General features: G+C 74.8%; 9 protein-coding genes and 1 pseudogene. 5 read left to right on the top strand and 5 right to left on the bottom strand.

Going from position 1 to position 13,505, the window contains the following annotated elements; all coding sequences use genetic code 11:
• The 3 genes from BLW63_RS10245 to BLW63_RS10260 form a co-directional block, all read right to left on the bottom strand.
• Positions 1-501: CPBP family intramembrane glutamic endopeptidase (locus BLW63_RS10245; protein WP_139263513.1), on the bottom strand; the 501-nt coding region annotated here is incomplete at its 3' end.
• A 764-nt stretch (positions 502-1,265) separates the two neighbouring features.
• Positions 1,266-3,296 carry a putative bifunctional diguanylate cyclase/phosphodiesterase gene (locus tag BLW63_RS10255; RefSeq protein ID WP_139263514.1) on the bottom strand — a complete coding sequence of 677 codons (2,031 nt, stop codon included), beginning with the start codon at positions 3,294-3,296 and terminating at the stop codon, positions 1,266-1,268.
• Between the two features lie 175 nt (positions 3,297-3,471).
• The gene (locus BLW63_RS10260; RefSeq protein WP_170856723.1) at positions 3,472-4,146 is read right to left on the bottom strand and encodes a response regulator; all 675 of its coding nucleotides are present in this window, start codon (positions 4,144-4,146) and stop codon (positions 3,472-3,474) included.
• Positions 4,147-4,254: 108 nt separating this feature from the next.
• On the opposite strand from BLW63_RS10260, the gene BLW63_RS27880 reads away from it, so the two are divergent.
• Positions 4,255-4,695: a response regulator gene (locus BLW63_RS27880; RefSeq protein WP_244522490.1), complete on the top strand. Its 441-nt coding sequence runs from the start codon at positions 4,255-4,257 to the stop codon at positions 4,693-4,695.
• 27 nt (positions 4,696-4,722) lie between these two features.
• Here BLW63_RS27880 and BLW63_RS28770 read toward each other — a convergent pair.
• Both BLW63_RS28770 and BLW63_RS10275 read right to left on the bottom strand, forming a co-directional pair.
• A pseudogene (locus BLW63_RS28770) lies at positions 4,723-6,267 on the bottom strand (sensor histidine kinase); the annotation flags it as partial.
• Positions 6,268-6,648: 381 nt separating this feature from the next.
• On the bottom strand, positions 6,649-7,836 hold the full coding sequence (locus tag BLW63_RS10275) for a hypothetical protein (protein WP_170856724.1): 1,188 nt from the start codon (positions 7,834-7,836) through the stop codon (positions 6,649-6,651).
• Positions 7,837-8,301: 465 nt separating this feature from the next.
• Between BLW63_RS10275 and BLW63_RS10280 the strand changes: the two genes are divergently transcribed.
• The 4 genes from BLW63_RS10280 (at position 8,302) to BLW63_RS10295 (ending at position 13,498) form a co-directional block, all read left to right on the top strand.
• The gene (locus BLW63_RS10280) at positions 8,302-9,765 is read left to right on the top strand and encodes a protein adenylyltransferase SelO (RefSeq protein WP_091154960.1); all 1,464 of its coding nucleotides are present in this window, start codon (positions 8,302-8,304) and stop codon (positions 9,763-9,765) included.
• A gap of 88 nt (positions 9,766-9,853) precedes the next feature.
• Positions 9,854-10,819, top strand: coding sequence for an NAD(P)/FAD-dependent oxidoreductase (locus BLW63_RS10285; protein ID WP_091156102.1), 966 nt, complete (start codon positions 9,854-9,856; stop codon positions 10,817-10,819).
• Positions 10,820-10,921: 102 nt separating this feature from the next.
• Complete coding sequence (locus BLW63_RS10290; RefSeq protein ID WP_091154963.1) at positions 10,922-12,202, top strand: multidrug effflux MFS transporter; 1,281 nt, start codon at positions 10,922-10,924, stop codon at positions 12,200-12,202.
• A 45-nt stretch (positions 12,203-12,247) separates the two neighbouring features.
• Positions 12,248-13,498, top strand: coding sequence for an MFS transporter (locus tag BLW63_RS10295; protein WP_091154966.1), 1,251 nt, complete (start codon positions 12,248-12,250; stop codon positions 13,496-13,498).
• Positions 13,499-13,505: the final 7 nt, after the last annotated feature.

A 13,505-nucleotide genomic window follows, 5' to 3' on the forward strand; every position in this document is an offset into this window, starting at 1 on the left:
CGGTGCCCGGCGCCAGATCGCGCGGTCCAGCCCCACCACGGCTCCCACGGCGACCACGAGGACGGCGAAGTACACGTAGCCGGCGCGGTCCGCGTAGGCGCCGGTGGAGCCGAGCATGCCGAAGGTCAGGGCGCCCTGGCTGGCGTGGAAGAGCATGGCCATCAGCAGGCTGCCGCCGGTGCGGTTGAACAGCCAGACGTAGAGGAAGGTGATCACGACGGTCGAGGGCACCCCGATCCAGCCGAGGTTCCCGAGCGCGACCAACGGGATGTGCCAGCCGGCGGTCAGGACACCCAGCACTCCGGCCGACGCCAGCGGCGACAGCCGGTCCTGCAGGAGCGGCAGGGCGTAGCCGCGGAAGCCGGGCTCCTCACCCAGCGCACTGTCGGTCGGGTTGACCATGCGGAACGCCAGCACCAGGGCCACGTCCGTCCAGACGATCGCCGACAGATCGGGTGCAGGAGCGCCGAGCGCCGACATGACGACACCGGTCGCGAGCACCAGCAGGACGGGCAGGCCGAGCGCGACGGCGTACCAGACCCAGCCGACCCGCCACCGGACCAGCCGCGAGCCGAGCTGCCGGAACCCCCGGCGACCGTCGGCGACCGCGATGACGACGAGCGCCGCGACGAGCGGACCGCCCGGGGAAGAAGGGCGTGCCCAGTGACATCCCGGCCGCGTCGAACGCCCAGGGCGTCCACGACACCGCGTAGGCGAGGGAGAAGAAGCTGATCAGCCGGTGCTGCCGCACCCAGGACACGGTGCTGGACATGGGGGCCTCCGTCGGGTGGAGAGGAACACGACCGAGGGTTCGCCGGAAGGCCCCGCCCGGACCAGCAGGCAGGCCCTGGACCGTCCTCAGGGCTGACCCTGCACCCGTCGGCCGCGGCCGCTGTCCCGCTTCCCCGCCGGTGGACGTCGGAGGACGTCCCCTGGATCCGCTCCCGCGGTGTGGGCGACCCCCATCCCCGTGCCGCCACACCTCCCGTCAGGGCACGGGCGGCCGCCGGCCGTGAGAGGCCACTAGGAGACGCCTCGTACCAGCCCGTCGACCGGCGGTCGTCCACGCCTGGCGGCGAGGGCGTGGACCTGCTCCGCGCTGAGGCGGCAGCCGCGCGGACAGTCGAACTCGGTGGGCCGCGCGCCCATCCAGCCGACGGCCGCCGGCCGCCGGCAGTGCGGACAGTCCTCCCAGGTCACCCACTCGCTCGGTTCCATCTGATGCCTCCATGCCACTCGGTTGACGCCCCGTGCCGCGACGAGGGTCAGGACGGCGCCCGGCCCGCCGACTCCCGGCGCCACGCCGGGCGACGCGGGCCCGCGGCGGCGTCCGGGAGCCCGGCGCACCGACGGATCTGGTGGGCCAGGACCCGGGCGACGCCGGCGCCGTGCCAGCGCACGCCGGTCGGGGTGCAGAGCCGCTCGGCGTTCAGCGTGGCCGCGATGGTCGTCGCGGACGCGCCGTTCCGGTGCAGCTCGAGCAACCGCTGGACGCTGGACGAGACGCCGGCGTCGCGCCCCGTCGTCCTCGTGGCGGCGACCGGGGCCGCCCTCGTCGTGAGCGGGCGGGTCCACGTCCGCCGGCCCAGCAGCGTGGACACCGGAACGGCGGGACCCCAGAGCCAGCCCTGTGCTGTGACGCAGCCGAGCCCCTGGAGCAGGGCCACCTGCTCGGTGGTCTCGACGCCCTCGGCGACGACGGCGACCCCCACGGCCCGGGCGAGGTCGACGATCCACGCGACGATGGCCAGGGCGTCCCGCTGCCCTGCGATGTCCGCGACGAAGCTCCGGTCGATCTTCAGCGCGGAGATGGGCAGGTCGCGGAGGTAGGCCAGCGAGCTGTAGCCGGTGCCGAAGTCGTCCATGGCGACCCGGACCCCGTGGTCCCGCAGGCCGCGGAGCAGGGCCACCGCGACGTCGGTGTTCTGCATGATCGCCGTCTCGGTGATCTCGAGGACCAGCCGGGTGGGGGGCAGGCCGGTCTCCTCGGTCCAGCGGACGAGGTCGTCGAGGAGGGTGGCGTCGGTCAGGCTGGCGGCCGACAGGTTGACGGCGACGTAGGCGTCCTCGGGCACGACCTGCTCCCGGCGCAGCCGGGCCGCGTCGACCAGGGCCCGCCGGAGAACCCGCCGGTCGAGCTCGGGCGCCAGGCCGCTGAGCTCCGCGACGGTCACGAAGCTGCTGGGTGCCACCGGGCCGTGCGCGGGGTGCGTCCAACGGGCCAGCGCCTCCAGGCCGACGACGGCCCCCGACCGCAGGTCCACGATGGGCTGGTACTCCAGGTGCACCGCCTCGTCGGCCAGCGCTGCCCGGAGGTCGGTGGCCAGCTCGTACCGGTGCTCCAGGTCCTCGTCCGGCGTCCGCTCGAACACGTGCACCCGGCCGCGGCCGGCGCTCTTCCCGGCGTGCAGGGCCGTGTCCGCGTGGCGCAGCAGCTCCAGCGCCGGCACCCCCGGCTCGGCAGGCGCGACGGCGACCCCGATGGACGCCGTGACGGTCACGGCGGCGTCGCCGACGGGGAAGGGCTCGGCCACCACGTCGAGCAGCCGGTGCGCCAGGGCGTGCGCCTGGTCCTCGGCGGTGTCCTCGCAGACCACCAGGAACTCGTCGTCGCCGCAGCGGGCGACGGTGGCGTCGGGCGACACCCCAGCCCGCAGCCGCGCGCCGACCCCGGCCAGCAGCTGGTCGCCGACGTCGTGCCCGCGCGAGGCGTTGACCATCCGGAAGCCGTCCAGGTCGACGACCAGGACGGCGGTCGAGTGCTCGGCCCGGTCCAGGGCGCACGTCAGCCCGGCGAGGAGCCGGCCGCGGTCGGGCAGGTGCACCGCCCCGTCCGGCAGCGCGCCGGCCCGCGACCGGGCCCGCGGGCCGTAGGTCAGGTCCGCGACCGCCCCGTCGGCGCGGACGAACACCAGCTGGGTGGCGTCCGGGCTCGCGCCCGCCAGCACCGACCAGCACGTGGGCAGGTCGGTGGACGACCCGTCGGCGTGCCGGAGCCGGAAGGTCGCGGCCCCGGACGCGGCGCCACCCCGCGCCGTCCGCAGGACGTACCGCAGCAGGTCGGAGGAGGACGGGTGGAAGAGCTCGTGCGCCGGGACGCCGGACAGCGCACCGAGCGGCCGGCCGGTCAGCCGGGCGAGCTCCGTCCCGGCGGTCAGCACCGTCCCGGACGGCGAGCACGAGAACAGCGCCGCCCGAGCCCGGCCGGGGCCGGGGGCGGTGGTGGCCGTGCCCGGTGGTGCGGCGTCCTCGTCGGCAGCGGCCGGCGCATCCGCCGGGTGCTGGGCCCTGGCCACGTGGTTGCTCCTGTGCTCGGGGCGACCCGGCGCGGCTGCGGACCGGGTACTCCCCACCCTGAGCGAGGGCGCGGTACGGCCACCAGGTGCAGCCGTGCCAACCGCATGGTGCCCATGCACTAAGCGCCCGCCCGCTTGCCCGCCCGAGCGGTGCGGGCCGATCGCGGGGAGGCGGTCAGCCGCCGCCGACCAGGCCCTCCCGGACGGCGATCGAGAGCGCCTCGAGCTTCGAGTGCGCGCCGAGTTTGGCAGACAGGTTGGCGACGTGGTTGCGGACGGTGTGCACGCTGATCGTCAGGTGCTGGGCGATGTCGGCGTTGGACAGCCCCCTCGCCAGCAGGTCGAGGATCTCGCGCTCCCGCTCGGTCAGTTCGGCGCGGCTGCCGCCGCCCTGCCGGCGCAGGCGTGGCAGGAGCCGGGTGAGCAGCTTGGCGCTGACCACGGACTCGCCCTGGGCCGCGGCCCGCACGCCGTCGATCACGTCGTCGAGCCGCTGTGTCTTGGCGATGAAGCCGGCGGCGCCGGCCTCCATCGCGGCGACGAGGAGCCGGTCGGAGGTCGTGGCGGTCAGGACGACGATCTTCGCGGAGGGCCGGATGCCGTGGAGCTCCGCGATCGCGCCCACGCCGTCGCCGTCGGGCAGCCGGTGGTCCAGGAGGACGACGTCCGGGGTGGTCGACGCCATCAGGGCCCGCGCCTCGCTGATCGACGTCCCCTGTCCGACGACGAGCAGGTCGGACTCGGACTGCAGGGCCTGCGCCAGACTCGCCGCGAACATCTGGTGGTCGTCCACGACCAGGACCCGGACCGTGTCCGGCGGGGGCCCGTCCTGCGTGCCCGACCCCGTCACGTTCGGAGTCTGACACGCGCCGCGGAGGGTGGCGCCTGGTACGGCTGCACTAGACGAGTGGTGCACAGGCATCGCGACATCCGTCGAGGCGTGGGCCAGCGTGCTCCTGTGGCGACCCCAGCGCGCGGCGAGATCACCGTCGTCATCGCCGACGACGACCGGCGGGTCGGGTCCGCCGTCGCGGGGCTGCTCGACCAGGAGCCGGACTTCCGCGTCGTCGGCGAGGCGGCCAACGGCGACGACGCGGTGACGGTCGCCCGGGACTCCCGCGCGACTCTCGTGGTGACCGACGTGCGGATGCCCGGCGGCGGACCCGTCCTGGTCCGGCGGCTGGTCGCGCTGCCGCACCGGCCGGTCGTCGCCGGCCTGTCAGCGCAGGCGGACCCGGCGACGTGGACGCGGGTGCTGGCCGCCGGCGGGTCCGCCTACCTGCTCAAGGGCACCGTCGCCGGCGACCTCCCCGTGCTGCTGCGCAGCTGCGTGCAGGGCCACCTCGTCGTGGGCGTGCCCGGCGCGGCCGACGTGCTCCGGCGGCTGCTCCCCGGCTGAGGGGCCGCCGCCGGCGGGGACGGGGAGCGAGAACGACACGGCGGTGCCGACGCCGCCCGGACCGGGCCGGGAGCGCCACCACCCGCCCGACGCCAGCGCTCGGTCGCGCATCGCCACCACGCCGGAGTGACGGCGACCCGAGTGCGCCGACGCCGTGGCGTCCACCCCGATACCGTCGTCCACGACGTGCACCTCCACGCCGCGCCCGGTCGCGTCGACGGTCACGGTCACGTGGCGGGCTCGGGCGTGCTTGCGGGCGTTGGCCAGCGCCTCGCGGGCGATCCGGTACGCGGACACCCGCACCTGCTGGGGGAGGGGGGCCTGCCCGTGCTCCTCGACCGACCACACGACGTCGCTGTCCTCGAAGAGCTGGGCGGCGGCGTCCTGCAGCCCGTCGGCCAGGGACGCGTCGAGGACAGGCGTCTCCAGCTCGAACAGCAGGTGGCGCAGCCGGACGCTCGCCCCGTGGACGGCCTCCATCACGGTCTCGACCCCGGCGGCCTCCTCGGGGGCGCGGTCGCGCAACCGGTTGCGGAGCGCACCCAGGCGCAGGTCGACGGCTGCCAGCGCCTGGATGGAGTCGTCGTGGACGTCGGCGGCGATGCGGGCCCGCTCGTCGTCCTGGGCCTCGACCAGGCGTTCGGCCAGCGCCCGCTGGCGGGCCTCGGTCAGCACCCGCAGCTCCCGGAAGGTGAGGGCCGTGCGCCCGACCATGAGCACGCCGGCAGTCAGCGCCATGATCGAGGCGAAGGCGCTGATGTCGGAATGGCTGCCGTGGAACAACAGCCCGAGGACGGCGAGACCGCAGACACCGGGCAGGGCCAGGACGCTGACCCCCTCCAAGTCCACGGGCCGCGACTCCGTCCGGCGCAGGGAGGCCAGCGCCGCCCCGGCCAGCAGCAGGCGGGCCAGGAGCCAGCCCAGGTCGACCGGCTCGCCTCCGACGTAGGCATCCCTCGCCACCAGGTCCGCGTAGATCGCGTCGGTCACGAAGAAGGTCACGAACGACGCGCACAGCAGCCACCACGACCAGCCGGCGCCGGTCCGGAGTATCGCGAGCGCGGCGACGGCCAGGGCGAGGAGGAGCAGGTCGGTGATCGGGTAGGCGGCTGTCAGCGGCTCGAGGCTGTCGGCCCCGAAGGGCACGGCCGCTCCGGGGACGTAGGTCTCGGCCAGCGCGGCAACGGTCAGGCCGGCGATAAGCCCGTCGAGCGAGAGGCTGAACGGCAACCTGCGCGCCCGGGCGCGCAGCCTCAGGACCAGGCCGACGGCGAGCAGGGTGTAGAAGAGCACCCAGCCCGCATCCGCCCAGGAGGGGCTCGGGATCGGGTCGAGGTGCTGGTAATAGGCGAAGTACGTGATGCTCGCGGCGAAGGCCGCCACCAACCCAACGGTCATGAACAGCCAGGAGGCCCGGTCCTGGCGGTCGGCCGCGACGCGCAGCGCGAGCACGAGGACCACCAGGGCGTCGACGGTCATGTTCAGCCACCAGTCGAGCGCCGCCCGGTAGCCCGGCGCCGACCGCACCCCGGGGACGAGGGTGACCCCGTAGACCGCGCCGAGCGCCAGCATCAGCCAGGTGGTGACCCGCAGCAGCGCGATGGTGGAGTGCGGCACGTCACCTCCCGCGTCGTCCGCCGGCCGAGCCGCGCGGGGGTGTCCCCGGCGTCGTCCCGCGGAGTAGGCGGGCTGGACTATAGGCGGTGCGGCTGGGTGGGCGTCCGGCCCGAGAGTGGGTGCCCTGAGGCAGCCGCGGTCGGTCGATCGGGGCCTGGACCCGCGGGCCGGTCCAGCCTCCGGCCGGCGGCCGCGCGGTCCGGCGCCGGGCGCGGCCGGCCAGGTCCTCGACTCCGCCGGGACCGGCGCCGTGCCCGACAGCGCGCAGCCGTTCGCCGGCCTTTCAGACCTGTCCGCCCGGTGCCGACTCGCCCGACGCTCGATCCCGACTGCGACTCACGCGCGGATCGCGAAAAGCTTGCGGCGCTTGGGTCCCAGTTCGAGGGACTGCTCGATGTCGCGGAACAGGATCTCCGGGGTCCGGGCGACCTTGATCTTCCCATTGCGAATCCCGGTGGAGCCCACCGTGAGGTATGCCTTGACGCTGCCGCCCTCGAAGGCCTTGCGCACGTCCTCCTCGCGCTCGATCCGGACGGCGGGCTCGTGTGCGACGGCGGTGAACCTTATCGCTGCACCGGCTTCGACGAGGACCGGGGAGTCGCGATTCGCGGCGTCCCCCTCGACATCAGGCAGCTCGATCCTCATCCGCAGATCGAGGTCGTTGGGCGTCGGTCCGTGTGCGGTCGCGTGCCCGCGCATGCGCACGAACAGATTGGCTTTTCGGTGCAGCGAGTAGGAGCTGCGTCCGCTGTTCGTCATGACACCCTTGGCGACGAAGCGCATGAACGGTCTCAGGGCTTCGTCCACCACGGTCGCGAACTCCTTGGCGACCCTTTCCCTGTAGCGGGCTGAGTCCGCCAAGTGTTCGGTGATGCGCAGGATGACCTTCTGGTCCTTCCGTGCGATCGCCACAGCGATCCCTGTGGCGAAGCGCCGGAGGGCCGGGCGCTGTACGGACGACGCCCGCCACAGCGGGAAACCGATGTCCCGGTTGAAGTTCTCAGTGAGCAGGATCAGGCTCTCCTTCTCGCCGGCTGGACAGGACAGCCGACGACCGTTGGGGAGTGTCGGCTTCTCCTGTGGGTCATCCGTCTCCTTCTGTGGGCCCTCCGGCTCGAGGACGGGCACGTCCGTGATCATGCCCTTCATGAAGGGGACAGCCAGTGCTTCGAAGATGAGGTCGTCGTGTCTCGTCCATATCGCCTCGACCTCGCGGAAGTCCTGCAGAGCCACCGCGGACCTGATGGCAGCAGCGGTCTGCCGCAGCGTCGGCACCTTGATGTCCAACTCCGTCGTGAGGAAGCGCTGAGTGCCTTGGAGGGCCTCGACGTACTCACGCTCGGTCGTGATCTCGCTGATCCCTGACAGCGGGATCGTGCCCTTCCAGTACGTCTTGGCCCACTTCTCCACGGCGTCATCCGGCCTGACGGTCGCATTGGAGGGGAACGAGGCGGTCATCTCTATGGCGTCGAGAGCGAAGGACGGCCGAGCGCGCCCCAGGAGATATGCGCCGAGCGCTCCCATGGACGCACCGATCACGGCAGCGAGGACTGGCAACCACATGACTTTCCCTGTCGCTGATCTGAGGGTGGGCCCAGGGGCGGAAGAGCTTGATGGCCTCACCCGCGTCTCGACCGCGCCCCCATAGCGCGCTCGTCACGCATGCCGCTGGTCCCGGGGGCTGACTGACCGGTCGCTGGTGCGTCGAATGCTAATGGCACGCCCTGGTTCCTCCAGCCGTGCACGGGGCGGTGGGGTCCGGTGGTGCACGTGGGGTCGGAGTGCCGTTCGTCTGGAGCAGCCCGGACGTGAGGCAGAGCCCGTCGCCTGGTCAGCCTGAGATCGCCATCTCCGTGACGGGCGCCTCGTCGTGCACGGCCCCGGATGAGGGTTGCCCTACAGGGACGTTCGCCGCCATCGGGCCGACAGGTCCGCCGCCCGCACGAGGTGAGCGGGAACAGCTGCGGACCCCGGCGTGCTGTGCTCCCTGTGACCGCCGCGCCCGCGACCACCGTTTCGTTCGACGACCGCTTCGCCCGCGAGCTGCCGGAGATGGCGGTCCCGTGGCAGGCCGCCGAGGTCCCGGACCCGCGGCTGCTCGTGCTGAACGACGCGCTGGCCGCCGAGCTGGGCCTCGACCCCGACGCGCTGCGCAGCCCCGAGGGCGTGCGCCTGCTGGTCGGGAACGCCGTGCCCGACGGCGCGCGGCCGGTCGCGCAGGCCTACGCCGGGCACCAGTTCGGCGGGTTCGTGCCGCGCCTGGGCGACGGCCGCGCGCTGCTGCTCGGGGAGCTGACCGACGTCGAGGGCCGGTTGCGCGACCTGCACCTCAAGGGGTCGGGCCGCACCCCCTTCTCCCGGGGCGGCGACGGGCTGGCCGCCGTCGGCCCGATGCTGCGCGAGTACGTGGTCAGCGAGGCGCTGCACGCCCTCGGCATCCCCACCACACGCTCGCTGGCCGTGGTGGCGACCGGCCGCCCGGTGCGCCGCGAGACCCTGCTGCCCGGCGCCGTCCTGGCGCGGGTGGCGAGCAGCCACCTGCGGGTGGGCAGCTTCCAGTACGCCCGCGCCACCGGGGACGTCGACCTGCTGCGCCGCCTCGCCGACCACGCGATCGCCCGTCACCACCCAGCCTCGGCCGATGCTGAGAACCCCCACCTGGCGCTGTTCGAGGCCGTCGTCGCCGTCCAGGCCTCGCTGGTGACGAGGTGGATGCTGGTCGGCTTCGTGCACGGGGTCATGAACACCGACAACACGACGATCTCCGGCGAGACCATCGACTACGGTCCCTGCGCGTTCCTGGACGCCTTCGACCCCGCCACCGTCTTCAGCTCGATCGACACCGGCGGCCGCTACGCCTACGGCAACCAGCCGATCGTGGCCGAGTGGAACCTCGCCCGGTTCGCCGAGGCGCTGCTGCCGCTGGTCTCCGACGACCAGGAGCAGGCGGTCGCCCTCGCCGTGTCGGCGCTCGAGCGCTTCCGCCCGCAGTACAACGCCGCGTGGACGGCGGGGATGCGCGCCAAGCTCGGTCTGCCCGAGGGGCTGGACGACGAGGTGACCACCGCGCTGGTCGAGGAGCTGCTCGCCCTCATGCAGGAGAGCCGGGTCGACCTCACGTCGTTCCTCCGGGCTCTCGGCACCGCGGCCCGCGGCGACGCCGAGCCCGCACGACGCGTCGTCCTGGACCTCGCCCGGTTCGACGCCTGGCTCGAGCGGTGGCGCGCCCTCGGGCCGGACTCCGAGGCGATGGACCGGGCCAACCCCGTGTACACCCCGCGCAACCACCTGGTCGAGGAGGCGCTGGATGCGGCCACCGCCGGCGACCTGACCCCGCTACAGCGGCTGCTCGAGGTGCTGGCCCGTCCCTACGACGAGCGTCCGGGGCTCGAGCGCTACGCGGCCCCGGCGCCGGGTGGCACTGGCCCCTATCGCACCTTCTGCGGCACCTGACGCGCCGGCTCGGAGGCTTTGCCGGACCGGCAACGATCCTTGCCGGACGAGCACCGGCCGTCGCACCGTGGGCGCGGAGGTGGTCACGGTGACCGGTGAGCTGAGGGACGGGTACGACGTCGTGGTGGTCGGCGGGGGCGCCGCGGGGCTGAACGGGGCGCTGCTGCTGGCCCGCTCGCGGCGGTCCGTGGTCGTGGTCGACGCGGGGGCGCCCCGCAACGCGCCGGCGGCGGGCGTGCACGGCCTGCTGGCCCGCGAGGGCATGCCACCCGGTGAGGTGCTCGAGCGCGGGCGCGCCGAGGTCCGCTCCTACGGCGGCTCCGTCATCGAGGGCGAGGTCGTCGGCGCCGAGCGGGACGGCGACGGCTTCACGGTGGGGCTGGCCGACGGGCGGACGGTGCGAGCCCGCCGGCTGCTGGTCACCACCGGGCTGGTCGACGAGCTGCCCGACGTCCCCGGGCTGCGCGAGCGCTGGGGCCGCGACGTGCTGCACTGCCCGTACTGCCACGGCTGGGAGGTCCGCGACCAGGCCATCGGCGTGCTGGCCTGCGGGCCGATGGCGGTGCACCAGGCGCTGCTGTTCCGCCAGCTGAGCGCCGACGTCGTGCTGTTCGCGCACACCCAGCCGGCGCCCGACGGCGAGCAGGCCGAGCAGCTGGTCGCCCTGGGCATCCCCGTCGTGACCGGCGAGGTGGCGGCGATCGGGGCCGCCGGCGACCGCGTCGTCGGGGTCCGGCTGGCCGACGGCACCGTGGTCGAGCGCGCGGCGGTCACCGTCCAGTCGCGGATGGTGGCCCGCGCCGGGTTCCTCGCCGGGCTCGGCCTGACGCCGGCGCCGCACCCGTCGGGGATGGGGGAGCACCTGGTCGCCGATGCGGCCGGGCGCAGCGCCGTCCCCGGGGTGTGGCTGGCCGGGAACGTCACCGACCTGGCCGCGCAGGTCGGCGCCGCCGCGGCCGCGGGCGCGTTCGCCGGCGCGCAGGTCAACGCCGACCTGGTGGCCGAGGACGCCCGCCGGGCCGTCGCCGCCGCCCGGGAGCCGCTGGGGGTCTGAGCGGCGTGCGCCACGTCGCGGAATGGACGGCGGCGGTGCCGCCTTGGCCCCTGAGGTGGCCGGGCCGCACCGCCGACCGCCCGGACGACGACGGGGAGAGACGTGACAGACCTGCAGGACCGCGCCGCGACCGCGACGCTCGCACCGACGCCCGAGGCGGCCGTGCCGCCCAACCGGGCGCTGCTCGCCCTCCTCCTCGGCGCGTTCGTCGCCGTCGGGCCGCTGACGATCGACATGTATCTGCCGGCGCTGCCCACCATCGCCGCCGAGCTGGGGACGACGTCGGCGATGGTCCAGCTGACCCTCACCGGCACGCTCATCGGCCTGGCGATCGGCCAGCTCGTCCTCGGCCCGCTCTCCGACGCGTTCGGCCGGCGCGGACCGCTGCTGGCCGGCACGGCGCTGTACGTGGTGGCCTCGCTGCTGGTGCTGGTCGCCCCGAGCATCGAGGTGCTCGGCGTGCTGCGCCTGCTGCAGGGGGTGGGGACGGCGGCCGGCGCGGTGGTCGCGATGGCGGTCGTCCGCGACCTGTTCACCGGCCGGGCGGCGGCCACGATGCTGTCCCGGCTGTTCCTCGTGCTCGGCGCGGCGCCGGTGCTGGCCCCCACGCTCGGCGGGGAGCTGCTGCGGTTCACGAGCTGGCGGGGCATCTTCGCCGTCCTCGCGGTCTACGGCCTGCTGCTGCTCGCCGTCGGCTGGTTCGCGCTGCGCGAGACGCTGCCGCCGTCCCGGCGCAGCGCCCGCGGCGTCTCCGGCACGCTGCGCACCTACCGCGGGCTGCTGCGCGACCGCACGTTCGTCGGCCTGGTGCTCGTCGCCGGGCTGACGATGGCCGGGCTGTTCAGCTACGTCTCCGGATCGTCGTTCGTGTTCCAGCGGCAGTTCGGCCTCGACGAGCAGCAGTTCGGCCTGCTGTTCGGCGCTGGCGCGTTCTGGCTCATCGCGGCCACCCAGCTCAACCCGGTGGTGCTGCGCCGCTGGTCGCCCGCGCAGGTGCTGGTCACCGGCACCGTCGTCGGCGCGCTCGCCGGCGCGGCGCTGCTCGTCCTCGCCGCCACCGGCACCGGCGGGCTGGTCGCGGTCGTCGTCCCGCTGTGGGCGATGTTGTTCGCCTCCGGCCTCGCGCTGCCCAACGCCCCCGCGCTCGCGCTGTCCCGGCACGGGGAGTCGGCCGGCTCGGCCGCTGCGATGCTGGGCGCCGTGCAGTTCGGCGTGGGCGCCGCGGTCTCCCCGGTCGTGGGCCTGCTCGGCAACGACGCCGCGGCGATGGGCACCGTCATCGTGGTCGCACTGCTGCTCGCCATTGTGGTGCTCGTGGCCGTCGTCCGGCCGTGGGAGCTGACCGACGTGCCGGAGGAGCCCGCCCCCGCCGGCGTGCACTGATCCGGGCCGGTTGACGGCTGGCGGCGGCGCGGCCACGGTCGCCTGGTGCGGAGCGAGCAGCGAGGCGACCGACCGGCTCCGGACGGGCGGGTACCCGACCGCCGCGCGCTCGCCCTGCTGACCGGCAGCCACGTCGTGGACGACCTGTACCAGGGGGCGGTGCCCGCGCTGCTGCCGTTCCTGGTGCTGGAGCGGGGGTACTCCTACGCCGCCGTCACCGGCGTCACCCTCGCCGCCACCGTGCTCTCGTCGGTGGTGCAGCCGGCCTTCGGCGTCCTGGCCGACCGCCGGCCCCTGTCCTGGCTGCCCGCGGTGGGCCTGCTGGTCGCCGGGGTGGGCATCGGACTGGCGGGCCTCGGCGACACCTACTGGGAGACGTGGGCGGCGGTCGCCCTCTCCGGCCTCGGCGTGGCCGCCTACCACCCGGCCGCGGCCCGGGCGGCCCGTGCCGCGGCCGGTGCGTCGGCGCAGGGGATGAGCTGGTTCGCCGTCGGCGGCAACGCCGGTCTCGCCCTCGGCCCGGTCGTGGTGACGCCGGTGCTGCTGGCGTACGGCGTGGCGGGGACGCCGCTGCTGGCGCTGCCGGCCCTCGCGATGGCCGCGCTCCTGCTGGCCCTCGGCCGCCGGGCCCGCGCCCGCCCGCGTCCCGCCGTCGCGGCCGGGGAGGCGCCGCGGCGGGACGACGACTGGCGGTCGTTCGGCTGGCTGACCGGGCTGGTGGTGATCCGCTCGGTCCTGTACTTCGGGGTCTCGTCGCTGGTCGCGCTGTACGTCATCGACCGCTTCGGCGTCCCCGCCTCTGCCGGCTCCGCGGCGCTGGCGACGTTCCTCGCCGTCGGGGCGGTCGGCACCCTCGCCGGCGGCTGGCTGGCCGACCGGCGGGGCCGTGTGCCGGCCATCCGGCTGGGCTATGCGCTCGCCGTCCCCGGCCTGGTCCTGCTCGTGGCCGCGCCGTCCTGGCCCTGGGCCCTCGCCGCCGCCGTCGTGCTCGGGGTGGGGCTGTACCTGCCCTTCTCCGTGCAGACCACCCTCGGGCAGGAACTGCTGCCCAACCGGGTCGGCACGGCCTCCGGCGTCACCCTCGGCCTGGCCGTCTCGGCCGGCGGCGCCGTGACACCGCTGTTCGGGGTGCTGGCCGACGCGCACGGCCTCTCGTGGTCGGTGGCCGCCCTCCTCCCGCTGCCGCTGCTCGCGCTGTTGGTCAGCCTGCGGCTGCCCGGGCCGACCGGGTCGGCGCACGGGGCGCCGTCCCGCGCGGAGGGGGCGCCACCGGAGCGGGCCGCCCCGCACCGCTGACACCGCG

This window comes from Geodermatophilus africanus (assembly GCF_900107105.1).
Taxonomy (GTDB): domain Bacteria; phylum Actinomycetota; class Actinomycetes; order Mycobacteriales; family Geodermatophilaceae; genus Geodermatophilus; species Geodermatophilus africanus.

Coding starts and splice junctions, on each gene's coding strand:
- BLW63_RS10275 (WP_170856724.1), bottom strand. CDS start 7,836: ATGGGAGCGCTCGGCGCATATCTCCTGGGGCGCGCTCGGCCGTCCTTC.